This is a genomic window from Mucilaginibacter puniceus, from assembly GCF_054783175.1.
The window spans coordinates 193,497-217,804 of record NZ_BAAGRB010000005.1 but is presented as its reverse complement, the minus strand read 5'-3'; the positions used below and the strand labels follow the sequence as shown (position 1 = coordinate 217,804).

The window sequence follows — 24,308 nt, the reverse complement described above, 5'->3', positions numbered from 1 at the left end:
ATTAACATAACTGGTATTCTGGCGTTGATACAATTTGTATCGCTACCGATTTCATATCCTTTGATTTACCGACCTCTTCAATTACTCCCTTGTTCAACTTTGGCTCCAATATAAACGCGGCAACCTGCGCCGGTGTAGTATTGGGCGGTATGTTTTTCAAGAACCGTGTCCAGTCGGGCTGCGTTTGCACCCGCTTGATCACATTTAGTTGTTGCTTCCTTTGCGAAGCCAAATAAGCCTCTTCCTCCGGGGTTGCCTTGCCTGTAAAATCAATAACCCCCGCATTCAATATGGTTGATGGTATCTTCATCCGGTACATTAATGATGAACTATCTATCCAATTCCGTCCGCCCGGCCATCCCGCCACATTTGGTGGTTTAAATAATATCTGCCCCAACGTGCGTTGAAACTGCGTCAATACTGCCGGGTTATCGTAGTTCACATAAAACTGGCGGTTTAATCCCACCAATAGTTCTATGGGCGATTTAACCAGGTTACCCACATTTTTATCCGCATAAAACCAATCTGCTGTAAAAACAAACTCCAGCAATGGTCTAATCTCATAATTAGCTCTATAAAACACATCAGCCATTTGCTTAATGTTATTAGCATCCGGAACGTCGTTTACCAAATACCGGTATAGTTTGGTGCATATAAACACCGCTGTTTGCTTGTTGGCGGTCAGCATATTTAAAATATCCTCGCCTTTAAAATTGCCTGTTTTACCAAAAAAAGTTTTAGGGCCATCATCATGCACTCTTGCATTAAACCGATAGGTGCCGGTATTGCCATTAAAGGCCCAGCCGGTAAAGGCCCGTGCCGATTCTTTAATATCCTGTTCGGTATAGTTTCCCCGACCCAGCGTAAACAACTCCATCAATTCGCGGGCAAAATTTTCATTGGGATGGTCCTTTTGGTTTTGCTGATTGTTTAAAAATTGCAGCATAGCCGGCGATTGCGACACCTGTAGCAACAAAGTTTTAAAATTGCCCAAAGCATTGGCTCGTTCAATATTATTTAACTCCTGTGCATATTGCGGGTTATTGATATTGCAGGCAAAGTGGTTATGCCAAAACAAGGTCATCTTTTCGCGTAGTTGCGCACTGGTTTCACCTAAATATTGTACCCAGCCCTGGTTCAACAATCGCTCCTGGCGGTTACGCTCTTCCTGCAATGCCCGCTTTTCATCCAGGCTTTGCATGGCGGGTTTACGGCGCAGGTCCAGATTTTCATCAACTATGCTAATGGGTTCAAAATTTGCCGAGTTTTCAAATAGCTTTTTTACCGCACTCTTTATAGATGCATTTGCGGGGTCGCGCAGGTCTTCAAACCTTAACCCAAAACCCGCCCTTGCATATAAATGCTTTATCTGTGTTGATATGTTCATTTGCTCGCTCATTTATAGGGAGTTTGACTGATCAAAAACAATTAAGTTTAGTATAGTAAGTAATAACCTTAACCCTACCTTTGTTTGATGCTATTCCAGTTAAATGAGTACCTTATTTTTCCTAAGCCCGAATTAGCCGAACCCGATGGCTTGCTGGCCATTGGTGGCGACCTTTCAACAGAACGGTTGCTACTGGCTTATCGGTCAGGTATATTCCCATGGTACAGTGATGAAACACCTATTTTGTGGTATGCCCCGCATGAAAGGTTTGTGCTTTATCGGGATGAACTGATTATTTCAAGCAGCATGAAAAGGTTTTTGCGAAAAGGGCTATTTAAAGTGACGATGGATACGTGTTTTGAAAAGGTAATTGACGCTTGTGCAACGGTTGAACGTGAAGGGCAGGACGGTACCTGGATAACCGATGATATGAAAAACGCTTACATTAAGTTGCATCACGAAGGATACGCCCGTTCTGTAGAAGTATGGGAGGATGATCAATTGGTTGGCGGAATGTACGGCGTACCCATCGGCAAAATTTTTTGCGGCGAAAGCATGTTTAGCAAGGTGTGTAATGCCTCTAAAACCGCATTAATACATTTGTGCCAAAGTGGTTTATATGACTTGATAGATTGCCAGGTTTATACGGACCATTTGGCATCCATGGGTGCGCGTATGATCAGCCAAAAAGATTATATGGAGCTATTGTAAAATAATGCAGGGTGTTAGTTACCTTTATAACATAAAGAGCGTTGTCACCCTGAGCCGGTCGAAGGATGGGCGGGCAAGGCCATAACACGCACCCTTCGACCGGCTCAGGGTGACATCCAAGTTAAATATGCAGCAAACCACAAACACCAAAGAACGTATTATTTTAGGCATTGATCCCGGCACCAAAGTAATGGGTTACGGCCTGGTGCGCGAGGTGGGGACCAAAACCGAGCTGATAAGCCTGGGCGTGGTAAAGATGGATAATATTGATGATCACATGCTAAAGCTGCAGCGAATTTTTGAAAAAACTGTTGCCCTGATTGATAATTACAAACCCGACTGCCTGGCTATTGAAGCGCCGTTTTATGGTAAAAACATACAGGTAATGTTAAAGCTGGGCCGGGCGCAAGGTGTGGCCATGGCCGCTGCATTATCGCGCAATATTGAGGTTACGGAATACTCTCCACGTAAGATCAAACAATCTATAACCGGGAATGGTAATGCCACCAAAGAGCAGGTGGCTGCTATGTTGCAAACGCTTTTAACATTTAAAGAAACCCCTGATTTTTTAGATGCTACGGACGGTTTGGCCGTAGCTGTTTGCCATTCGTTTCAAAAAATACCCACCGGCAAAAAATCCGGCAGTAAAAAAAACTATTCGGGTTGGGATACTTTTGTGAAGGATAATGCTAAGCGGATAGTTTAGATGTGCAATGCTCTCCTTTATGTCATTTCGAACGTAGAGAGAAATCCATGAAGCGACCTGCCTGTGTATAGATTTCTCGCTATGCTCGAAATGACAATCGGATTTAATTATAATTCTTCCTTAATTTTCTCGGCAATAGCCTCAAACTCTTCTGTTGTAAATTTCAATTTTGGGCGGGTAAAATCCATATCATGTAATCCGTTTATAGGTATCAGATGAATATGCGCATGCGGAACTTCTAAACCAATAACGGTTACCCCTATGCGGTTGCAAGGGATGGCCTTCTTCATGGCTGTAGCAACAATTTTGGCGAAGATCATTAAACCGGTATACGTTTCATCATCCAGGTCAAAAAGGTTATCTACTTCCTTTTTGGGGATAACCAGCAAGTGCCCCTCTGCCAATGGGGCAATATCCAAAAAAGCTAAAAACTCATTGCTTTCGGCTACTTTATAAGCGGGAATATCGCCTGCTACGATCTTTGAAAATATGCTCATATTGATGGTTATTGGTTGGGTTAAGTTGATTAAGTGAACGGTTATAACTACTCACTTAATCAACCACTCACTATCTACTTACTTCTAAAATCTCGAATTGAATTTTCCCTGCAGGCACAGTAATTTCGGCTATTTCTCCTACTTTTTTGCCTAATAAACCTTTGGCTATAGGAGATGCTACAGATATCTTACCCGCCTTCATGTCCGCTTCGCTTTCGGCTACTAACTGGTAGCTCATGGTAGCCCCATTACTTACATTTTTTATCTTAACTATTGATAGCGCTAACACTTTTGATACATCCAGTTTAGATTCATCCAATAAACGTGCATTAGCAAGCGTTTCCTGCATTTGCGCTATTTTGGCTTCATGTAAACCCTGCGCTTCTTTAGCGGCATCATATTCGGCGTTTTCAGACAAATCGCCCTTATCGCGCGCCTCGGCAATAGCTTTTGATATGTTTGCGCGTCCGGTGGTTTTTAACTCCTGTAACTCTTGCTTTAATTTTTCTAAACCCTCTTTGGTAAAATATGCTACATCTGCCATATCTATATGTATTAATCTTTTTTGTATTGAACTTAATGTCAAAAAAAACCGCCCTCCCCATTTTTTAAGAAAGGACGCAATGACTATAAAAAACAAACAAGACTATACGGGCCATCGCCTACATAGTCTTGCTTTTGTATTAAACGAAGATAAGTTAATTAAATTTTAATATCCAAATTTTTTTGGTCGATAAAGTGAAAGGATTGAAGAACAAAGATTAAAGATTAGTGATAAGCGACTGGAGCTAATCTTTGTTAAGCATGCTTAATTTCCCCGCCATTACTTCGCTTACTCTGCGGTAAGAATCAAACGTCCAGCCTGCTACATGAGGGGTTAAAATCACTTTGCCCGATTGGCGCAGTTCTTCAAACCAGGGCTGCTCGGCCAATGCCGGAAATTTTTCTACCTCCAGTACATCCAAACCCGCACCTAAAATTTTACCTGCTTTTATCGCATTTAGTACCGCTTGCACTTTGGCTACACTACCACGCGACACATTAATAAAAAATATAGGTTTTTTAAAATGGAACAGGTACTCATCATCTACCAATCCTTTGGTTTCGGCTGTTAAAGGAACGTGAAGACTTAAAACATCGCTATGTTTAACTATTTCTTCCATGCTTACCTCGCGGGCATATTGGTCAGAAAACCCCGTTTTATATTTATCATAAGCAATAACATTTACCTCAAAGCCTGATAGTTTTTTAGCAAAGCTTTTACCCATAAAGCCATAGCCTATTATGCCAACGGTTTTGCCTTTTAACTCATATCCCCGGTTTGCCTCACGTTGCCATTTACCGGCACGTATCTCGGCATCCGCATTGTTAAAGTTGTTCATTAATGATAATAACAGCCCTACTGCATGTTCACCCACCGCATCCATATTGCCTTCGGACGCATTGATCAGGGCAATATTTTTTTGCTTTGCATAAGCCTCATCTATATTATCCATTCCGGCACCGGCACGGCAAACAAATTTTAAATTGGTCGCGGCATCAATTACGTGCTTATCCACATTGAATTTTGAGCGTATAACCAGGCCTTCGTAATTGGCTATAATTTGCAGCGCTTCGTCCAATTTTATTTGGGGTTGATAGTCACAGTCGTATCCCAGGGCCTCGGCCTGTTCAATAAATATGGGATGAATGTCATCTGCAATAAGGATCCGCTTTTTCAAAATTTAAATATTTTGCCCGCAAATCTATCGAACAGTATTGAAAAATGTATCACCGCGATATAATATTTAAATATCGGGCACTTATTAAAAATAGCATTTGCGGGTAGGGTCGGTATTGTTACGGTTTTTGATCATGAAGCTGATGGATATTTCGTGCGAACCATAACCATAGGCGCCTAACTTATTCAAAGCATAATCATAGGCATATCCTACCCTAAAATTGGGGGTAACAAAAAACTCGGCCATGGCTACCGCCGCACTTGATTTTTGCATCCCCTTTGGCAAGTTGGGTTTGTTATAAATATCAATAGCCGTACGGTAGGTTGCGCCCAGCCACAAACGTTCGCTTAACAGTACAAACGCGTTTATATCCATGCTGGTTGGGGCTGTTTGGGTATCTTTAATTAATATAGATGGTTTAAACTTTACGTCTTCGGCCACTTCAAATAATGCGCCTACAGTAAGATACTGATGGGGTTTGGGCACGGGTATTAAACTGGCATTGGTTGTTTCGCTTTTTATATACTGTGCCAATAAATTATCAACCGATACCCCGGCAAAAAAGTTATCGTTGGTATATAAAACACCCAACCGGCCATCAGGTATAATATTGCTTTGATTACCAACGGGTACATAGGCATCTCCGCCCTGTGTTGGATTTAGTTTTGAGCCGTTAATTCCTGTTTGTATAAAGCCAAATCCTATTCCAAACGCCAGCCTTGAGTTTTCCTCCTGGCCTATCTGTATACGATAAGCGTAATTGGCATATAATGCTGTATTGCTTTGTGCCCCTAATCTATCATTGCTAACCAATAGCCCCAAACCCACCTTATCATCTGCAATTGCACCATCGCCCGCCACTGATACGGTTTGCGGGGCGCCGTTTAAGCCTGTCCATTGCGAACGGAAAAAGCTATTGATATAAAAATCACTTTTATAACCGGCATAGGCCGGGTTAATATATAATCCATTGAAAATATACTGGCTAAACTGCGCATCCTGCTGCGCTTTAGCCTGCAAAAATGCCAGGGTTATTAAAACTGATAATATTATTCTTCTTATCATTATATTATATTTACCAAAATACCTTGGTCCTAACCAGGGTTAAATAACCTTTATATACGTCCCACACACCTGCTCTGTTCTTAACTCTTAATACGTAGTAATAAGTCCCTTCAACCAGCCCCTGGCCCGCCCAATCATTTTTATAGTCCTTCTTTTCGTATACATGATTTCCCCAGCGGTTAATTATAACTAATTCATTGTCTGAGTACGTTTCGAGGCCCGGAATAAAAAATGTATCGTTTACATTATCCCCATTAGGAGTGAAGATATTAGGTACATTCAATGGGTTTACCTCCTGTACTGTAGCATCAATATTGTTAGCCATTATCGGATCTGTTTCTTTACCCGTTATAGATACATTACTTTGCACTATGCCCGCTTTAGTTGCCTTAACGGGCACAACCAACTGTATAGGATTATGCGGCGTTACTTTGTTTATGGTCCATATTAAAGTACGCGTAGTTGCATTATAAGTTACCTCGCCATTTGTACTCATTTGTGGTATATAATCCAGGTTTGGCGGGATCGTGTACACCACATTTACCCTTGTTCCGTCAACGGCACTATTATTATTAGCCGTTAATATATAAGCATACTGATCTCCCGGTAATACGGTGGTATTTGATGATGCTATAGTTACCATTAGATCAACCAAAGTATCCGGTATAATAACTGGCGGTGGCACGGTAGTGCTAAATACGATCCTAACACCATCGGATCGATCAGAAGCACACCCACTTGCTGCAAAAGCTACTACTGTATATATCCCTTCTAATGAGGCCCTGTAATCTTTATATATAGCCCCCTGTATACGTATTCCATCCTTAAACCATTGATAGGCGGCAGCGTTTGCTGTTGCTCCGTGCAGGACAATAGATTGCCCTTCGCTAATAGTAAAGGTTGGATATTCACCAGAAGACGTTACCGTACTTTGTGAATATCCATATCCTGTAACCATTAGCAATGCGCATATAAATATTGTGCACAGCCGCCTCATATTGCCTACCGATAACTATATTAGTTAGCTGTTATTAATGGCTTGGTTGGTAGTGGCGTAACTATAATATCTTCGGTAGCTGTTGAGCTGCAGCCTGCATTAAGCGTATATGCTACTGTTACACCAAACGTTACTGTTGCCGCTGTAGCTTCATTAGCTACAGCATAAGTACTGGCCGTTGCACCCGAAATAGGTGTGCCGTTCCTTGTCCATTGATAAGTATAAGTATAACCAGATGCCGGGGTAACATTTGCCGTTAATAATGATGTTCCCGAAGTGGCACATATTGAACTATTAGGCGTTGTTATATCAACGATCAATTGTGGCAACACATATATACTCAACACATCAGATACCGGCGATATACATCCGTTTGCATTTTCGGTAACCACATAATATTTGTAATAACCCGCTGCTCCGGTAGTTTCAGTATAAGTTCTGCCGGTAGATCCTGCGATTAGTTGTTTAACACCGGCGGCATCCTCTTTATACCAATTATATTTGGCATAATCTACGCCAGCCGACTCCTCCGGGCCGCTGATAGAAATGTTTTGGCCATAGCATAATACTTTAGCTACATCTGATGCATTTGTAGGTGGCGGCGTAGTAGCGTCGCTTGGGCCCGTGGGGGCTTGTGCTTTTGTTAGGGTAGTTGTTAAAACCATTGCCAGTAACATGATTGGGGCGAAAAGTTTATTTATTTTCATGGTGTAAAAAATTAAGTTCATTTAAAAATTATAGTGGTATTATACCCGGCTTCTGCGGGTTTGGGTCAATAGTTATAGTTGTTTGTTTGGGCAATGACGTGCATCCGGTTAGCTTGTTTTGCGCGGTTATGGTATAAACTCCGCTTTGAACAATGGCCGAAGCATTGGCAGGCGTTATAACATTACCTAACGAGTCTTTAAAAACATAAGCGTAGGTAACATTATCATACCCCACAATAGTTTGTGTCAGGTCATATACCCCGCAAGCCTCTGCTGTTGCGGTTAATGTTAAAACAGGTATTGGGTTTAGGGTTACGTTTATGTTTTGCCTGTAAACGGGCGCAAACACAATGTCATCAATGGCAAAATCGTTTCCGTTGGCTACTATGTTTTTGTTTACCAGGGCAATTGGGATATTATTACCGCTAACGCTCCCCGAGTTCCAGGTAGTAGTAAAGAATTGCCAGGTACCATCTGCCGTAGCCGCAGGTACTATAGTGGTCCCTAACTGGCTGCCGTTAATTGAAAATTGAAGTTGTGCCGGATTTGACGGGCTAGTTGATGTTACCCATACCGAAAACACATAATCTGTATTAGCAATAACTGAAATATTTTGCGTCCAAACGGTTACATTATTGGTAGGCGCGCCATTTACTATCAACATTTGGCCCGAACCACTTGTATGATCGCCAAAAGATGAAAAATTGGTGTGTACATTACGTGGGTTGGTATCTACCGCGTAAGTACCCTCTGCACTTAAAACGCCACAACAAGGGTTTCCCGGCACATTTTGACCTACCTGCCTGTAAGTATATTGGCTGGTAAACCCTGTATTTCCCGATGAAAAACTGCCATTGCTTACCACGTTGGCCCCCGTAACCTGCCACCAATATGTACCGGAAGCATTTACAGTGCGCGAAGTTGCTGTTGAGCCGTTATCCCATATCAGGTTAGAATAACCGGGAATAGCTGTTGAGTTTAATGTAGTACTTGTTCCGCAATCACTAACATTTATAGTAGGCGGGGCCTGGGCCAAAACCTTCATTGTAAAAAAACACAAAAACAGCTCCAATAGCATTGAGACCATTGTTTGCTTTTTTAAAGAAGGAATAAACATACTACGCGTCAATTATTAATCAGGTACTTATACGAACATGCGGTTAGTATAGTTGCACCGATTTTGCTTAAAAACGCATATATTTTATCTTTGGAGAATTATAACTTAGTGTAAAGAAAACACAATTAATATTTTGATATAATTTTTCACAATAGTTTATTTTTCCAACAATAAAAATCGTCGGGGGCTGGTGAGATAATTGAGAAGGTACCGGATGGTTTAATTGCTATTATGTGAGCAATTTTTAAAATTTACATCTACCCGGAACAGATTATACGGTAATAAAAAGGCTTAAGTTTCACGCATCGAATAAATTTTTTTTCATTACTTAAAAAATCAAGTCTGTAAATAATATTTTTATAGCCGATGCCATCTCCAACCTATTTAAAAAAAATAAGACCGATACAGCTAATAGCTATCGTTTTCTTTACCGTTTCTGGTGGCCCGTATGGCATGGAGCCTTTAATAACTTATGCCGGCGAGCACGGGGCATTGCTATTGTTGGTTATCACACCCTTATTGTGGGATATACCGGCCATGTTTACTGTTTTAGAGTTAAACAGCATGATGCCTGTAACGGGCGGCTATTATCGTTGGGTAAAATACGCGTTAGGGACCAAATGGGGATTTTATGAAGGGTGGTGGACATGGCTATACACTTTTGTTGACCTGGCCATTTACCCCGTACTATTTGTGCAATATGCTTCCTTTTTTTACCCGGAACTGGCAGGTTATAAGATACCGATATGCCTGGTTATTATTTGGGCCTCGGCTGGCTTAAATATAATGGGTATTATACCTGTGGGGCGCGTAGCGCTATTTTTGGGTGCTGCGGTATTGGCGCCATTTATTATTCTTTTTGCGGTAGCAATATTTCATCATTCGGGTGGGTTAAATATCCCGTCGCCCTCATTAAGTGGCATCCCGTTCCCGTCATTCGGCCTTGCACTATATACTATCATGTGGAACTGTATGGGGTGGGATAATACCACTACCTATGCCGAGGAAGTTGATAAACCGGTACGTACTTACATTACCTCTACCTTTATAGCATTTGCATTGGTAATTGGCGTTTGCTTTTTAGCCGTCTGGGTAGCGCAATTATCCGGTATAAATGCAGATACTCTGGCCGAGGATGGCTTTCCGGCAGTAGGTACTTTAATTGGCGGGAAATGGCTGGGCGCTTTAATTGCATTGGGTGGCATGGCCAGTACGCTGGGTATTTACACTGCTGTGCTATTGTCTGTTTCGCGGGTGCCGCAAGTAATGGCCCAGGATGGGCTTTTACCCCGCCATATCAATATTATGCATTCGCGTTTTAACACGCCTTATATTTCTATTATAGTTTGTTCGGTCCTGGTAAGCCTGATGATACTGTGGACTTTTGTTGACCTGATTATCATTGATGTTACGGTTTATGGTGCAGGGTTGTCGTTAGAATATATAGCACTCATCCGCTTGCGCCTAAAATCGCCGGATGCGCCACGGCCCTTTAAAATACCATTAAGCGTAACCGGTATATGCCTTGTATTGATTTTGCCTATAGCTGTTTACTTCATGGCATTGGCCGGTGCTTTTTCATCGTCTTCCGAAACACTTAAACCTGCTATATTTGCTATAGCCGCCTTATTAAGTGCAGAGGTGATGTGGCGTATTATCAATTGGAAAAAAAGATTTGCCTGATAACTTTATGATCAAATTTAAACGTACCGACCATATCAATATTTGTGTTCCCGAAGAAAGGCTGGAAGAAGCACGCGCGTTTTATACCAATATAATTGGCCTGCAGCCTACACACCGGCCCGATGTATTTGGCATACCGGGCTATTGGTTTTTAGTGGCAGATATTGAATTGCATATAGGCATTGAACCCGCCCTTCCGCCAAGTAATCGCCATACCGCTTTTGAGGTGACCAACCTGGATGAATGCCGCAGGCACCTGGAAGCAAATGGAATAGCTATTAATGAAGAGCCCTCCATTCCCGGCCGTAATCGTTTTTCGTTTATTGATCCGTTTAGCAACCGATTGGAGTTGATGGAGTTTATTTAATTATAAGGCCAATTCAATCGCCGGGTCCCAAAAAACCGATTTAAAATCCTGTATCTGGTCCTCTTTAACTTTTATGCCTTCGGCTTCTAAAAGTTCCTGCATTAAATTACCCCCGAAATGAAATTTAGCGGTTAGCAAACCCTGCCTGTTTACCACACGGTGTGCAGGAACAGGAGGTTGGGCACTTGTGGATGCCTGCATAGCATAACCCACCATGCGCGATGAACCTTTAGTACCCAAATAGCTGGCTATTGCCCCATAGGATGTTACCCTGCCCGGCGGTATTTGCCGTACCACATCGTACACATTATCGTAAAAGGTATAATCGGGCATGGGTTATTTAAATGAGAATTTAAGGTAGTTAATGTTTTTGTTATCCTTTAAATATTTTTTTTCGTAGTAGGTTTTTATTGATAATACCTCATCCGCAAATTCAGAATGATAAAGGTCTGCCGTTTGGATATGCGACGGTAGTTTTAACTCGGCTATTTTATCAACACTATATTGGTATAAGCCATCATTATCCGTTTTTAAATTAACACAGCCACCATCTTTTAATACCTGCTGGTACATGTTCAAAAATCTCGGCGAGGTCAGTCTTTTCTTTTCGCGGCTCAATTGTGGTTGCGGGTCGGGGAAGGTGATCCATATCTCGTCCACTTCGCCGGGCGCAAAATAATCTATTAGATTTTCTATCTGCATACGCAAAAAGGCAACGTTATTTACCCCCTCTTCCAGCGCGGTTTTAGCACCCCGCCATATCCGGTTGCCTTTATAATCAATACCTATAAAATTTTTGTTGGGGAACATTTGGGCCAGGTTAACGGTGTATTCGCCCTTACCGCAAGCCAGTTCTAATACTACCGGGTTGTTGTTTTTAAAAAACCCTTTACTCCATTGCCCTTTGTGGGCCTTCCCGGCATCTAACTGTAAAACATTGCTAAAGGTTTCTATCTCTGCAAAGCGCCTTAACTTATCTTTTCCCATTATGGCGTAAAAATAGTTATTTGCTTAGGATTGTAAAGGATGCTATTAATTGCATTTATCTAAGTGTACAGCTTAGGCTCTTTACCCATTAATGCGGTAGCCGTACTATATGTAGAAACGCAGAACGGCGTTAAATAGGTCAAAAAAACCTTAAATGCGCTTATTTTCTCCCACTGCATCTGAAAAATAAAATCACCCTGATTAATAAGGTTTAACAAAGTTCCAACTGTTAAGCTTATAGTAATCGCTTTATTAACTGTAGAGCGATGAAAAGCTAATTTTGTGAATTTATCCATTTTTATTCCTGTTAATCAAACTTTTTACGGCCCAACAACCTATAGATATATTAAATTAACAAAATTTGGTTGTTTTTGATGTTAATATTTCATTATATTTGGGAATATAGTTAAAAAATGTCGATTATTATGAAATATTTTTATAATATTTTTAATTCGATGTGCTTTTTTTAAGACAATCGGCACAAAATAGTGCTACAAAAAGCTTTTATATACATTTCAACAAAATAATGCTATGAAAACAACGGTCGATGTTGTAGGTAATGCCGTAAAGTTGCCGGATGATCCTGCTGAAACCTATAAGATACTTTTCCGCGCCAACCCGCTTCCTATCATCATTTATGAAATTGGATCTCTTGCAATTGTTGACGTGAACGAAATGGCCTGTAAATTATACGGTTACCCCGCCAACGAGTTTACCGCCTTAACCATTAAAGATATAATTGCGTCAAAAGATGGGGCATTCGCCGCGACTATTGCAAGCCCCGATACAAATGGAGAAATAAATAATGCGGGTGCATGGGACCATGTTAAAAAAAATGGCGAAACCATTAAAGTAGAGCTGATAGGTAATGCTGCAAATTATATGGAAAAGCAATGCATGATTGTAGTTTGCAAGGATCTTACCGAGAAATCAAAAACATTGCGATCCCTTGAAAAAAGTATTGAACGGTTTGAATATGTTACCGAAGCTACAACAGATATTATTTGGGACTGGGACCTGGAAACTAACGAGGTTTATTATTCCAGGAACATCCAAAAATCATTCGGGCATAAACCGGGTGTTAACGTTGGCGATATGCGGTTTTTTGCCCAGTATGTACATCCCGACGATAGGGAACGCGTAGTGCTTTACCCCGATCCGGTTAAATACGGTAACATGAATTATTGGACGGAAAAATACCGTTTTCAAAAAGCTAATGGAGAATATGCATATGTACTGGACAAGGGGGTAGTTATACGCGATGAAAGAGGCAGAGGTATACGTATGATCGGTGCAATGCAGGATATTACGGAGTTAAAAAACAGCGAACTACAGATCGAAAAACAAAATGCGCAATTGCTTGACCATGCCAGCAAACTGAAAACCCTTAATACACTAAAAGATAGGCTAATAGCTATTTTGGCGCATGACCTGCGCGGACCATTAAGCAGTTTGAGAGGAGTGTTTGAGCTTTTTCAGGACGATACCATATCATCAGGCGAGTTGCTGAATATGATTCCCGGTGTTGTTAAAAAATTAGACTATACCTCTGATTTTTTGGACACCCTATTGTTTTGGGTTAATACCCAAATGGACAATTTTGAAAAAGCGATCAAAAATTTTTCTGTTAAAGATGTTGTTATTAAAGAAAAGCACAACCTGGATGACCTGGCCACTAAAAAATCCATTCAATTAAAATTTGATGTGCCCGAAGATGCAATTGCTTTTGCCGATCCGGATTCGATCCGCATTGTTATCCGCAACCTGGTAACCAATGCCATTAAGTTCTCGAACGAGAAGGGCATTATTGAAGTTTTTGCAAAGCTGTATAGCAAGCATGTTTTGATCAGGGTAAAAGATTTTGGAATTGGGATGACTGCCGAGCAAACCGAAAAATTATTTAAAGGCAAGGTTGACAGCAAGCGTGGCACCCATGAAGAACTGGGAACGGGTATGGGCCTTTTGTTTTGCAAGGACCTGATAGAAAAATGTAAAGGGAAAATTTGGGTAACCAGCGTACCGTGGGTCGGTACCGAGTTTTCCTTTACCATACCTGTAGGCAAATCAGATCTCTAACGAGGTTCAGGGCAGTCTGAAGATTTAATGCGAAGTCGGGATGAGAAGATTCGAACTTCCGGCCTCCAGCACCCCATGCTGGCGCGATACCTGGCTACGCTACATCCCGAGATAATTACGCAAATATAAAATCTGTTATAATATTCTTAAAATAAAAACACCCGCCATTTAAAGAACAGCGGGTGTTATAATCATGTTAAAGCCTATTGCTTCAACACAAACCCGCCGCTTGGCTGCATCTCTATTTCCAGATCACCATTTGCGGCTACTGTTACATCTTTCATATAAGGTGCTTTGGCGCTGTCGTCATTATAAAGCTTTACTTTTTTGCCGGCAAGCATCGGCAACTTAAGGGTTAGCTTTTTTACTTCCTTTTCCGCATTGGCTCCGGCTACGTACCATTGATTATCATGTCTGCGTGCAATCACGGTGTATTTGCCCGGGTAACCATCAATAAAGGTGGTTTCGTTCCAGGTGGTTGGTATCGCTTTCATGAAATCAATTTCAAATGCAGGCACATCTGTTAAGTTATTAGGCGCCAACGCAAACATTTGTAATGAGTTTTGATACAAAATACCTGTAGCTAACTGGAACGCGTCAGTTGTTAAACGCGGACTTCTTCCCTGGTTGGTTTTGGTTAAAAACTTGTTCAGGAAAACACCACCGTACTCCATGTTACCCACCGCGTTGCGGATGAACGGATGCAGGGTTGCCGTAAGTGCTTCGGTTTGACGGTTGCTTTGGTTAAAGTATACCATCTCTGAAGCTACTACCGCTTCGCTGCCCACATAGTTAGGATACATGCGTTCCCAGCCGCGTGGCAGGGTAGCACCATGAAAATCTATCATCAAACCATAATCGTTAGCGTCAGACAGGATATCTTCATACAAACGCAGGTTATCTTGTTTATCGCCACCAAAGAAATCTACCTTTAACCCTTTTACACCAACTTCTTTCAGCCATTTCATTTCCTTTTTGCGCTCAATAGCGTTGTGCATTTTGTTGCGCGGGCCTTGTGGCGCGTCATTGTATGGCCCGTTTGAGTTATACCATAAAAGCACGTCAACCTTTTTTGATTGGGCATATTTGATCAACTGCTTCATTTTATCGTAGCCGATGTTTTTATCCCATAGCGCGTCAATCAAAATGTACTCATATTTCATAGCCGCAGCCAGGTCAATAAATTTCACCTGGTCGTCGTAGTTCATACTATTGTCTTGCCATAATATCCAGCTCCAGGTAGCGCGGCCCGGCTTGTACACTATTGATGGTGCATATAACGGATCTACTACATCATAAGGAATGGTAGTTTCAACAATTGGTTTTAAATTATCACTAACCGTGATGGTGCGCCATGGGGTATAACCCGGCAAAGCTATTTGTGCGCCAGTTGACCCAAACCCATTGTTTTGTTTCACGCTCGGGTAGTCAACCGAATAAACACCATCTTTTATTTCACTTAAATGTGAGCCGCAATACTGGCCACCAACACCTGTTTCTGAAAGTAATACCCAGCCATCGGCCCCAACTTTAAACAAGCCCGGGAAAACATAACCTTCGGCACTTGGACGGGTTTTAACCATTGGCTGATCGGGCTGGTAAGATGACTCATAGCTTGGGGCCGTACGTGCAAAGCCTGTCATTGGTGTCATCATGTTTGACAGGAATGTTGTTGTTGCTGAAGGGAATTTATACCCGGTGGCTTCCTTTTCAACCACGCAGGCTAATCTTTCGCCCATGGGCATGATCTGGTAACGGAAAGCGATATCATTATTGCTCACCTGGAACTCAATATCGATTTTGTTTTTTTTGGCATTTTCAAAGCTCAGTACCGCCTTGTTAGCTACATAATGTATCTGCGATCTTTTGATCTTATCTTGCGTATAATTCTTATCAACGTTGCTTTCGGCTTTGCTGTTATACTTCATGCCGGTGCTATAATCACCCTCGTTGGTCATCAAACCCAACGGGGAGTTTTCTAACATGGTTTTGCCTTTATAGGTAACTGAATACATGGGTTTGCCGTCGGCTACCGATACAACTACCTTTAACTGCTTATCAGGGCTTACAATAGTTGCTTCCTGTGCTATAGCTTTTAATGAGAGTGTGCTAACGCACATCACCATTAACGCCGAATTTAAAAATCTCATATTATTTAAATTTAACTGTTTAAATATTTCCTTTTATTGTGCGTATACCACGTTGTATGTTTTCACTACACCCTTATAATCAAATTTAACAACCGCTTTTCCTGTAGTTGATGCTGCCTGTGTTACAGACACTTTTACAGAAGGATTATTGGTTGAAGCTGTAACTGTCGGCACAGTAGCCCCTGCCGGAAGCTTATAAGTAGTTTCATATAGATCATACTCAGTAATACCATTAGCATTGGTAGAGCGTACAGGCACAGCCGGCAAGGTTAAGGCTTGTCCATTTACTGCAATACTTACCGTTGGTGGCACCGGGCGGGTGATGTTTTTAGTTTTTGAACTAAAGCCCAATCCCATCAGATCAAAAAGATCACCATCAGGGCCTTCAGCTACTAAAAATATAGCGTGCTTTTTGTCCAGGTTATCTACATACTTAGCCACATCTGCTGTAAATTGGGTTGCTTCTTGTTTTGAATTTGCAGGTACAACTATCTCAGCAATTTTCTTTCCTTTCCAGGTTGCATTATCCCATGGGCCATCCAGCCAAACATTTACCTTAAAGCTTTTATCTGTTTTTGGTGTAAGCCATACGTTGAATTGGGTGTTATTTCCCGCTTTAGTTCCTGCAAATGGTTTCAAACCTTTTTGAGCGGTTTTAAGGCCGCCAAAACCGAAATACTTGTAACCAATAATGTTTCCGTTTTTTGCTTTTTCAATAGGCATGTGGTTATCCCAAATATCCCATGAATCTTGCATTATCCTGGTATCTGAAAGATAAGAGGCATATCCGGCAGAATAATATTGGTAAGGATCAAGCCCGAAAATATGGAAACCCTCTGAGGTTACTTCGCCACCTGTATATTCTAACCCTTTGCTGTCTTTAACTGTCCATTTATTATCCGGTGCATATGGGTCGTATCCTGTTATAGTAACCGTGCCTCCATCTTTAACAGATTTTTGATCCCATTTGACATTAATGGGTGCAACAACCGCCTGGCGCGCATAGCCAAACCCACGTGGCGGGCGGTGATAAAACACATACCATTGCCCGTTTATTAATTCAATACTACCATGGGTATTGTGGCCGGAATTTGTTGTTACTATAGCCGAGCCATCCTGGTTTAAAACCGGGGCGCGTGAGTCTACTACCGCACCGCCAATTTTCCATGGACCAAGCGGCGAATCGGCCACTGCATAACGTAAAGTAGAGTTTGAACTACCTACACCATATTCAGGACCAGAGTATCCGCTAAAAACGGTTACAAATTTATTTCCCACCTTACGGATAGAAGATGCTTCAAAAAAGTTGAATTTTCCCAGATCCTGGCCGGCAAGGATGTTAGGGTATGGTGTGTTTGGCTCGCGCAATACACCGTATCTTGAACTGGCCGGTAAAAGGTAATTAATTACCTCGGTACCTGGCCTTAAAGTATACATGGTATTTTGGTCCAACTGCGCTGCAGATGATTTTTGAAAACCCCAAAAAGCATAAGCGCGGAAACCAATACTATAGTCCGGATCTTTCGGATCGGTTATGTACTCAACATACACCGCCGGGTCAAATCCCAAAAGGCTGCCCGGCACGGTGCCCTTTCCATCTTCAGTAACATTGATTGGTTTAAAAGGCCCGTCTGGGCGGTCGCCTTTGCATACCATCGCTTCCCGGTTACGTCCGCGGCTGTGTGGGTATAAGTAATATTCCTTTTTGCCGTTTTTCCTTTTTACTTCTACCAAATCGGGCGCATACATTACATCCCATTGGTTATCTATAAAATAGGTAAATATCGGCCCCTCGTTGCGCCATTGTGTTAAATCCTCAACAGGCGCCGACCATGCCCTAATGTCGGGCCCGCAATAGCTGTTAACCCTTAGATCGTGCGAACCGATAATATAAGCGCGAAATTTTCCGGGCTTGTCCGGATCTTCAAAAACACGGGGTTCACCATCGGGTACATGCTCCCATAAAGGAAGGTAAGGGTTGCCGGCCTGTGTATGGACAAATTTTTGGTACGCCTGTTTTATAGTGGCGGCATTTTGTGCGCTAACAGCCGTTACACAAAACATAAAAATGGTTGCAATAATTAAACCCACTTGTGGCTTTTTAAACTCAATTTTGTAACTCTTCATAAAGTATAATCGGTCAAATGTTTTAAAAAAATTCAGATCGTTGATCGTATATTAATTTACTTCAATAATCTTGGTTCCTTTAGTAACCCCGGTTTCATTAAACGTATCAATAGTAAAATAGTATTTCTGTTGTGCATTAAGGCTCCTTATGGTTAAGGCTTCTGTGCCCAAAACCTGGTAGTTCTGGTATAATTTATCTTTTGTCGATCCGTAACGGATATTGTACCCTACCACGCCTGCCGGTTTATCCCAGTTCAGGTCAACTATACAGCGGTCGGCCTCGTTACGTTTTATGGTTAGGTTGTTTGGTAGGGCCGGTGCTTTGCCTGCAGTTTTACCAAACACGCGCAAACCCGCCAAAGCGAATGTGCCATCTGGTACTTTATAGTTGGTTAACCGGATATAACGGGCTTTTACAGGTGTTTTTAATTCGATATAGTCGTGCGGTACATCAGTTTTGTTTTCTCTTTTGTCTTCTAACGTTTTCCAGGTTTTATTATCGTTAGAATATTCAAGCAAATATTGATAGTAAATACCTTCGCCGCGGCCCATAGTTTTACTCTCATTCTCGTAATAATTTATTTGTACCGCGTTTATGGTGCTCTCGTGCTGCAGGTCCATGCTTATCCATTCGCCTTTATCGCCGGTTTTGGCACTCCAAAAGCTTCGGATATCTTCGTTGGTTGCTAAGTTTTTAGGATGATTGGGCTGCTCAGACGATACCTCAACAGGCTTATTGTACGAAAGCAGCATCCAACCTGTAGCCAGATCTTCGGGTCCGTTTACTTTTTTATTAGGTATTTTATACGGGAAATCGCCAAAGCCGGTATAAACATACATCACACCATCTTTATCAAAAAATGTTGGGAAAATGCCCAAACGGCGCTCAAACATGTGTTTTTGTGATATGGTCATAGTAGATACATGCCAGTAATTGCCATAATTGTCCTGGTAGGTATTGCTGTGACCGGCACTGGCGACAAAACCTTCGGGTTTGTATGATATTGGATTATGTTTAGCTAATGTAAATGGTCCAAGCGGCTTGTCTGCCTCATATACGGCATCACTGTAACTTTTAAATTCTGTGCCCGGACCTGAATATTGCAGGTAATATTTTCCATTATGTTTAGTTGTCCATGAACCCTCTATCCATGGGCGGTCTTTCATAATTTCATTATAATCACCTTTACGTTCCCATCCGTAAATCTCTCTTTTGCTATTCATAACCTCGATAGGTTTGCCTATTGGGTTAAACGTTTTGGGGTCGAGTTCTACCGCATATAAAGGATTAACGTTTGAACAACCGTAATAAAAATATACCCTGCCATCATCGTCTACAAAAAAGTCAGGATCGATCATGGTTATCGGGAACGATGGGTTGAAAACCTCCCATTTGCCCGATTTTGGATCGGTTGTACGGTAAATTTTTAACGGTGCGTTGCCGGATGCCATAAAGTAAATGGCTCCATTCATCACCACAGCAGCCGGGGCATAATCTTCTAAAGGCAGATCTTTAGTTGTGATCAAATCCCAATGTATCATATCAGTTGAATGGAAATATCCGCCTGATTTTGAAGCAAACAAGTAATATTCGCCTTTAAATACAACCATATTAGGGTCGGCGGCCTCTCTTCTTGAGGGCGCGTCCAGCATAAAACGATAGCTTAAATTTACCGGGTTGGCAACCGTTTTTTGGGTTGTGGTATTTGAATTTCTATTTTGCGAAATAACCGTATTGGTGACGGTTATAAGCGAAAGCAATAGTGTTGCTTTTATAATTGCATTGCTCATAAAAATGTAAATGGGTGGTTTATTAAGCAATAATGCACAAAATAGTGCATATTTCCATAATTTTTATAAACCACCTTAACCGCGTTGCGGGTACGGGAATTTGTTTTTATGAAACCGCATTTATAACAATAGGTTATGTTGTTGGCCGTTTTTTTGATATATAAACCTATGTAAAGCAGCTTTTTATAACATAACAATATTGTTTCATTTAAACTTTAGCGGTATTGTTTTGGTATTTTTACTTAATACTATATCTTTATAAATAGTTTTTTCGTTTCACTCCTGTGTAATTAAACTTTTGGGCCCATGAACACTTCTGATAACTATGCGATCCTTATCGACAAGATCAATGTTTTTATTAAAAAATATTATCTGAACAACCTTTTAAGGGGCCTGATATTTTTAGGCGCGGGCCTTTTCTCGGCCTACGTAGCGATTACAGTTACCGAATATTACGGAAATTTTAATCCGCTGGCTCGCAGTATCATGTTTTATGGCTTTATAATTTTAAACCTTGCTTTAATTGCGTGGTTAGTTGTGCCATCATTAATGGCCTGGCTAAAATTGGGTAAAACCATTACGCATGACCAGGCTGCCGAAATTATTGGCAAGCATTTTAGTGACGTTAATGACAAACTACTAAATACTTTACAACTTAAAAAATTATCGGCCCATGATGCGCAACACCATGACCTGATCATGGCCAGCATCGATCAAAAAATTGAAAAACTACAGCCGGTACGTTTCCCTACGGCTATTAACATTAGGGATAACCGTAAGTATTTAAAATGGGCGCTTATTCCATTGGGGGTAATTTGCATTATCGGCTTTGCAGCACCATCTATATTGACAGAAAGCACCAAAAGACTAATACGGCATAATGAGTATTTTTTACCCGTTGCACCATTTAAGTTTGTTGTTGAAAATAAAGTATTATCTGTTGTACAAGGCGATGATTTGAATCTTGATATTAAATTGGAAGGCAATAGCCTGCCTGCAGATGTTTACGTAGAAACCGCCAACAATACCTTTAAACTGGATAAAGAGAACGTAACCAAATTTCATTACCTGTTTAGTAATTTACAGCAAAACACCAAGTTTAGGTTGGTGGGTAATGGCTTCAATTCGTTACCCTATGAGATAAAAGTTAACCCGCGCCCTTCATTAATGCATTTTGATGTGGTTTTAAATTACCCGGGGTATTTAAACAAGCCAAGCGAAGTTTTACCTAATGCCGGCGATTTGACCTTGCCTGCAGGCACTAACGTTACCTGGCGTTTTCATACGCAAAATGCCACAAGCTTATTGTTTGACATGAATGCAAAACGTGCCGCATTAACCTCTACCGGCAAGGACCTGTTTGAACACCGTGAAAGAATAATCACCAATTCGGTTTATAAAATTACGCCGTTGAATAATTTGGTTAATCATAGCGACTCTGCCCTATACCGTATTAATGTTATTGCCGACGAGGCCCCTTCTATTGGCGTTCAGGAAAAGCCCGATTCGATTAGTATGAGGGCCATTTATTTTACCGGTAAGGTAATGGACGACCATGGTTTTTCAAGTTTAAACTTCCACTATACGATTAAAGGATCCTCAGCCACAAGGAGCCAGGACAAATCATTTAGTAAACCTGTTAAAGCCGACCTGGGCCAATCGCAGGCAGATTTCTTTTACTTATGGAACCTGAAAGAGTTGGGCATCAATCCCGGCGATCATGTAACCTACTATTTTGAAGTTGCAGATAATGATGGTGTATCGGGCCCTAAAAAAGCACGCACGCCCGAGCAACAATTAAACGTACCAGATGAGCAGGAGTTGAACGAGCAACTGAACAAAAGCACAGAGATCATTAAACAAAAAATGCAGTCGGCCAGTAAAATAGCCGGTCAAATTGAGAAAGAAACTCAAAAAATGAGTCAGATGATGCTGAATAAAAACTCATTGTCATTTGATGAGAAAAAGCAGGTGATGGATATGCTGCAAAAACGCCAGGAGCTGGATGAGTTGATAAAAGATATACAGGCTGAAAATAGAAAGAATTTGTACAATCGCCAGGAAAGCCAGGATCAACAAAAAGATCTGCTTGAGCAACAAAAAATGATGGAGAAGTTGCTTAACGATGTGCTTGATCCTAAAACACGCGAAATGCTGGACAGACTGCAGGATATGTTGAAAAACGATCAGAAAGATGGTGCCCGCCAGGAATTAAACAAAATGCAGCAGGATAATAAATCAATGAAGCGCGAGCTGGATAGGATGCTGGAACTGTATAAAAGATTAGATTTTCAGCAAAAGCTTAATCAACAGATAAGCCAGTTGAACAAGCTGGCCGAAAAACAGGATAAGTTGGCTGAACAAACCGATAAAAAAACTGCCGAACAACAAGAGGCCCTGCAAGAACGGGCCAAAAAGGATCAGCAGGAAAAAGCTAAACAGCAACAACAGGCCAAACAGGCCCAAGCTGCTAAAGACCAGTTAGCTAAACAGGAAAAAGAGATAAAAGACCTTCAAGCCAAGCTTGAACAAGCGCTTAAAGACCAGCAAGCCATGGAAAACCAGGAGCAAAAAGACAAGGCACAATTTAAGCAGCAAACTCAAGCCCAGAAAGATGCTGAAGCTAAATTAGAAAAGCTGATTAAAGACCTTCAGGCTAAACTTGCGCAAGAAAAGAAAGAGCAGCAAGCTATGCAGGCTCAGGCTAAAAAGGACCAGGAACAACAGGCCAAAGACCAGCAAAGCCAGGCTCAAAAAGATCAACAAGCTAAAAACCAGCAACAAGGCAAACAAGACCAACAACAAGGCAAGGATCAGCAAGGCAAACAAGATCAACAACAGGGACAACAGGACCAGGATGGTAAGCAGGAGAACTCACAAGAGCAACAAGCACTGCAAAAAGAGCAGGAAAAGCTGAAAGAGGAGTTTGAAGATATTGCCCAAAATTTAGATAAACTGGATAAAGACAGCGAGGAAGCTAAACAGGATTTTGATCAACCAAAAGCTGAAGAGGAAGACGTTAAACAGGAAATGCAAAAAAGCAGCGATCAGTTAAAAAAGAACAATCGTCCTAAGTCTGCTCAATCGCAAAAGCAAGCTGCTCAAAAAATGAGGCAGATGGCGCAAAAAATGCAGGAGCAAAACGAGCAAGAGCAGGAGGAGCAAGAAACGGTTGACGAGCACCTGTTAAGAGAAATGTTGAAAAGCCTGGTAAACAGTTCATTTGAACAGGAAAAAATTATGCAGCGCTTACGCAACACCAGCCAGATAGACCCGGCTTATGTTAGGTTGGCGCAGGAGCAAAAAGGTATAAAAGACAATTTGAAAACAACCGAGGACAGCTTATATTCTCTTAGTAAGCGCATACCACAAATACAAAAATCTGTAAATACCGAACTGGCCAGTATTAATTCAAGAATTGATGAGGCACTTACCAGCTTAGGTGACAGGAGAACGGCAGAAGCCAACCGTAGCCAGCAATATGCCATGACCTCAATGAATAATCTGGCACTAATGTTGAGTGAAGCATTAAATAATTTACAGGCCTCGGCGCAATCTAAACCGGGTAGTGGTAAACCTGGAAAGGGTAAGCCAAAGCAACAATCACTATCTCAATTAGCTAAACAGCAACAGCAGTTAAACCAAAACATGCAAAGGGCCAGGGAGCAAATGAGGCAGCAACAACAACAAGGACAGCAGCAGGGGCAGCAGCAAGGCCAACAACAGGGACAGCAGCAGGGTGGCCAAAACAGGGTGCCTGGCGATATGAATAATAATTTTAACGGTAACATGAGCGAACAGCTGGCCAAATTAGCCCGCGAACAACAGCTGATCCGTCAGCAGTTTGAACAATTGACCCGAGAGACCGGTAAAGAAAAGGGTTCGGCAATTCCTAATGCCGATAAAATTATTAAGGAAATGGAACAAACTGAAACGGATCTCGTAAACAGACGTATAACCGATGAAGCATTAAAAAGGCAATTGCAAATACAAACCCGTTTGTTAGAAGCCGAGAAGGCAGAGCAGGAACGAGAGCAAGATCAGCAAAGACAAAGCAACGTGGGTAAAGATATGCCGCCGGGATATATAAAAGCTTTGCAAGATTATCAGCAAATAAAGGCTAAACAAACCGAGCAGATCAAAACAGTGCCGCCTAACCTTAATTTGTATTATAAAACAAAAATTAAAAATTATTTTGAGCAAATTAATGCAAAATAAT

20 protein-coding genes and 1 tRNA gene are annotated in these 24,308 nt (G+C 41.5%); 6 read left to right on the top strand and 15 right to left on the bottom strand.

The features are described 5' to 3' along the window. Nucleotide 1 precedes the first annotated feature (1 nt). Nucleotides 2–1,387, bottom strand: a complete 1,386-nt coding sequence (locus ACYVJ6_RS15755; protein ID WP_460695053.1) for a DUF1800 domain-containing protein — start codon at nucleotides 1,385–1,387, stop codon at nucleotides 2–4. Between the two features lie 87 nt (nucleotides 1,388–1,474). On the opposite strand from ACYVJ6_RS15755, the gene aat reads away from it, so the two are divergent. Beyond that, nucleotides 1,475–2,098 carry a leucyl/phenylalanyl-tRNA--protein transferase gene (gene aat / locus ACYVJ6_RS15750; RefSeq protein ID WP_460695052.1) on the top strand — a complete coding sequence of 208 codons (624 nt, stop codon included), beginning with the start codon at nucleotides 1,475–1,477 and terminating at the stop codon, nucleotides 2,096–2,098. 127 nt (nucleotides 2,099–2,225) lie between these two features. Further along, a complete protein-coding gene (gene ruvC / locus ACYVJ6_RS15745) occupies nucleotides 2,226–2,804 on the top strand; it encodes a crossover junction endodeoxyribonuclease RuvC (protein WP_460695051.1) in 579 nt (192 codons plus the stop codon). Nucleotides 2,805–2,911: 107 nt separating this feature from the next. On the opposite strand, the gene ACYVJ6_RS15740 is transcribed toward ruvC, so the two are convergent. From ACYVJ6_RS15740 to ACYVJ6_RS15710, 7 genes are all read right to left on the bottom strand, one after another. Beyond that, complete coding sequence (locus tag ACYVJ6_RS15740; protein WP_460695050.1) at nucleotides 2,912–3,301, bottom strand: HIT family protein; 390 nt, start codon at nucleotides 3,299–3,301, stop codon at nucleotides 2,912–2,914. A gap of 70 nt (nucleotides 3,302–3,371) precedes the next feature. Further along, nucleotides 3,372–3,845, bottom strand: coding sequence for a transcription elongation factor GreA (gene greA / locus ACYVJ6_RS15735; RefSeq protein WP_460695049.1), 474 nt, complete (start codon nucleotides 3,843–3,845; stop codon nucleotides 3,372–3,374). Between the two features lie 244 nt (nucleotides 3,846–4,089). Then, complete coding sequence (locus ACYVJ6_RS15730) at nucleotides 4,090–5,022, bottom strand: 2-hydroxyacid dehydrogenase (RefSeq protein WP_460695048.1); 933 nt, start codon at nucleotides 5,020–5,022, stop codon at nucleotides 4,090–4,092. Nucleotides 5,023–5,106: 84 nt separating this feature from the next. Continuing rightward, on the bottom strand, nucleotides 5,107–6,087 hold the full coding sequence (locus tag ACYVJ6_RS15725) for a PorP/SprF family type IX secretion system membrane protein (RefSeq protein WP_460695047.1): 981 nt from the start codon (nucleotides 6,085–6,087) through the stop codon (nucleotides 5,107–5,109). Nucleotides 6,088–6,097: 10 nt separating this feature from the next. Further along, nucleotides 6,098–7,045 carry a T9SS type B sorting domain-containing protein gene (locus ACYVJ6_RS15720; RefSeq protein WP_460695046.1) on the bottom strand — a complete coding sequence of 316 codons (948 nt, stop codon included), beginning with the start codon at nucleotides 7,043–7,045 and terminating at the stop codon, nucleotides 6,098–6,100. 59 nt (nucleotides 7,046–7,104) lie between these two features. Then, a complete protein-coding gene (locus tag ACYVJ6_RS15715) occupies nucleotides 7,105–7,791 on the bottom strand; it encodes an Ig-like domain-containing protein (RefSeq protein WP_460695045.1) in 687 nt (228 codons plus the stop codon). Between the two features lie 28 nt (nucleotides 7,792–7,819). Continuing rightward, nucleotides 7,820–8,836 carry a hypothetical protein gene (locus ACYVJ6_RS15710; RefSeq protein ID WP_460695044.1) on the bottom strand — a complete coding sequence of 339 codons (1,017 nt, stop codon included), beginning with the start codon at nucleotides 8,834–8,836 and terminating at the stop codon, nucleotides 7,820–7,822. Nucleotides 8,837–9,274: 438 nt separating this feature from the next. On the opposite strand from ACYVJ6_RS15710, the gene ACYVJ6_RS15705 reads away from it, so the two are divergent. Both ACYVJ6_RS15705 and ACYVJ6_RS15700 read left to right on the top strand, forming a co-directional pair. Beyond that, complete coding sequence (locus ACYVJ6_RS15705; protein ID WP_460695043.1) at nucleotides 9,275–10,591, top strand: APC family permease; 1,317 nt, start codon at nucleotides 9,275–9,277, stop codon at nucleotides 10,589–10,591. A gap of 7 nt (nucleotides 10,592–10,598) precedes the next feature. Further along, nucleotides 10,599–10,958: a VOC family protein gene (locus ACYVJ6_RS15700; RefSeq protein WP_460695042.1), complete on the top strand. Its 360-nt coding sequence runs from the start codon at nucleotides 10,599–10,601 to the stop codon at nucleotides 10,956–10,958. On the opposite strand, the gene ACYVJ6_RS15695 is transcribed toward ACYVJ6_RS15700, so the two are convergent. Genes ACYVJ6_RS15695 through nrtS form a run of 3 tightly spaced genes read right to left on the bottom strand, consistent with a single transcriptional unit; the run spans nucleotide 10,959 to nucleotide 12,241 of the window. Further along, a complete protein-coding gene (locus tag ACYVJ6_RS15695; RefSeq protein WP_460695041.1) occupies nucleotides 10,959–11,291 on the bottom strand; it encodes an MGMT family protein in 333 nt (110 codons plus the stop codon). A gap of 3 nt (nucleotides 11,292–11,294) precedes the next feature. Next, complete coding sequence (trmB, locus tag ACYVJ6_RS15690; protein ID WP_460695040.1) at nucleotides 11,295–11,945, bottom strand: tRNA (guanosine(46)-N7)-methyltransferase TrmB; 651 nt, start codon at nucleotides 11,943–11,945, stop codon at nucleotides 11,295–11,297. 59 nt (nucleotides 11,946–12,004) lie between these two features. Continuing rightward, a complete protein-coding gene (gene nrtS / locus ACYVJ6_RS15685; RefSeq protein WP_460695039.1) occupies nucleotides 12,005–12,241 on the bottom strand; it encodes a nitrate/nitrite transporter NrtS in 237 nt (78 codons plus the stop codon). Nucleotides 12,242–12,476: 235 nt separating this feature from the next. Here nrtS and ACYVJ6_RS15680 point away from each other — a divergent pair, with 235 nt between their 5' ends. After that, entirely contained in the window at nucleotides 12,477–14,021 is a 1,545-nt protein-coding gene (locus ACYVJ6_RS15680) for a sensor histidine kinase (protein WP_460695038.1), read from the top strand. A 35-nt stretch (nucleotides 14,022–14,056) separates the two neighbouring features. Here the strand turns inward: ACYVJ6_RS15680 and ACYVJ6_RS15675 are convergent. From ACYVJ6_RS15675 to ACYVJ6_RS15660, 4 genes are all read right to left on the bottom strand, one after another. Then, nucleotides 14,057–14,130 (bottom strand) — tRNA-Pro (locus ACYVJ6_RS15675). A gap of 94 nt (nucleotides 14,131–14,224) precedes the next feature. Further along, complete coding sequence (locus tag ACYVJ6_RS15670; protein ID WP_460695037.1) at nucleotides 14,225–16,171, bottom strand: glycoside hydrolase family 97 protein; 1,947 nt, start codon at nucleotides 16,169–16,171, stop codon at nucleotides 14,225–14,227. A gap of 33 nt (nucleotides 16,172–16,204) precedes the next feature. Further along, a complete protein-coding gene (locus ACYVJ6_RS15665) occupies nucleotides 16,205–18,298 on the bottom strand; it encodes a hypothetical protein (protein WP_460695036.1) in 2,094 nt (697 codons plus the stop codon). A gap of 51 nt (nucleotides 18,299–18,349) precedes the next feature. After that, nucleotides 18,350–20,089: a family 43 glycosylhydrolase gene (locus tag ACYVJ6_RS15660; RefSeq protein WP_460695035.1), complete on the bottom strand. Its 1,740-nt coding sequence runs from the start codon at nucleotides 20,087–20,089 to the stop codon at nucleotides 18,350–18,352. 306 nt (nucleotides 20,090–20,395) lie between these two features. Between ACYVJ6_RS15660 and ACYVJ6_RS15655 the strand changes: the two genes are divergently transcribed. Next, nucleotides 20,396–24,307, top strand: a complete 3,912-nt coding sequence (locus ACYVJ6_RS15655) for a DUF4175 family protein (protein ID WP_460695034.1) — start codon at nucleotides 20,396–20,398, stop codon at nucleotides 24,305–24,307. The last annotated feature ends 1 nt before the right edge of the window (nucleotide 24,308 follow it).

What these genes read in the sequence shown, in the direction of transcription:
- ACYVJ6_RS15670 (WP_460695037.1), bottom strand. Translation starts at nt 16,171, where the DNA reads ATGAGATTTTTAAATTCGGCGTTAATGGTGATGTGCGTTAGCACACTC.
- ACYVJ6_RS15655 (WP_460695034.1), top strand. Translation starts at nt 20,396, where the DNA reads ATGAACACTTCTGATAACTATGCGATCCTTATCGACAAGATCAATGTT.
- ACYVJ6_RS15660 (WP_460695035.1), bottom strand. Translation starts at nt 20,089, where the DNA reads ATGAGCAATGCAATTATAAAAGCAACACTATTGCTTTCGCTTATAACC.
- greA (WP_460695049.1), bottom strand. Translation starts at nt 3,845, where the DNA reads ATGGCAGATGTAGCATATTTTACCAAAGAGGGTTTAGAAAAATTAAAG.
- nrtS (WP_460695039.1), bottom strand. Translation starts at nt 12,241, where the DNA reads ATGGATAAATTCACAAAATTAGCTTTTCATCGCTCTACAGTTAATAAA.
- ACYVJ6_RS15715 (WP_460695045.1), bottom strand. Translation starts at nt 7,791, where the DNA reads ATGAAAATAAATAAACTTTTCGCCCCAATCATGTTACTGGCAATGGTT.
- ACYVJ6_RS15700 (WP_460695042.1), top strand. Translation starts at nt 10,599, where the DNA reads ATGATCAAATTTAAACGTACCGACCATATCAATATTTGTGTTCCCGAA.
- ACYVJ6_RS15665 (WP_460695036.1), bottom strand. Translation starts at nt 18,298, where the DNA reads ATGAAGAGTTACAAAATTGAGTTTAAAAAGCCACAAGTGGGTTTAATT.
- ACYVJ6_RS15705 (WP_460695043.1), top strand. Translation starts at nt 9,275, where the DNA reads ATGCCATCTCCAACCTATTTAAAAAAAATAAGACCGATACAGCTAATA.
- ACYVJ6_RS15710 (WP_460695044.1), bottom strand. Translation starts at nt 8,836, where the DNA reads ATGAAGGTTTTGGCCCAGGCCCCGCCTACTATAAATGTTAGTGATTGC.
- trmB (WP_460695040.1), bottom strand. Translation starts at nt 11,945, where the DNA reads ATGGGAAAAGATAAGTTAAGGCGCTTTGCAGAGATAGAAACCTTTAGC.
- ACYVJ6_RS15720 (WP_460695046.1), bottom strand. Translation starts at nt 7,045, where the DNA reads ATGGTTACAGGATATGGATATTCACAAAGTACGGTAACGTCTTCTGGT.
- ACYVJ6_RS15695 (WP_460695041.1), bottom strand. Translation starts at nt 11,291, where the DNA reads ATGCCCGATTATACCTTTTACGATAATGTGTACGATGTGGTACGGCAA.
- ruvC (WP_460695051.1), top strand. Translation starts at nt 2,226, where the DNA reads ATGCAGCAAACCACAAACACCAAAGAACGTATTATTTTAGGCATTGAT.
- ACYVJ6_RS15680 (WP_460695038.1), top strand. Translation starts at nt 12,477, where the DNA reads ATGAAAACAACGGTCGATGTTGTAGGTAATGCCGTAAAGTTGCCGGAT.
- ACYVJ6_RS15755 (WP_460695053.1), bottom strand. Translation starts at nt 1,387, where the DNA reads ATGAACATATCAACACAGATAAAGCATTTATATGCAAGGGCGGGTTTT.
- aat (WP_460695052.1), top strand. Translation starts at nt 1,475, where the DNA reads ATGCTATTCCAGTTAAATGAGTACCTTATTTTTCCTAAGCCCGAATTA.
- ACYVJ6_RS15740 (WP_460695050.1), bottom strand. Translation starts at nt 3,301, where the DNA reads ATGAGCATATTTTCAAAGATCGTAGCAGGCGATATTCCCGCTTATAAA.
- ACYVJ6_RS15725 (WP_460695047.1), bottom strand. Translation starts at nt 6,087, where the DNA reads ATGATAAGAAGAATAATATTATCAGTTTTAATAACCCTGGCATTTTTG.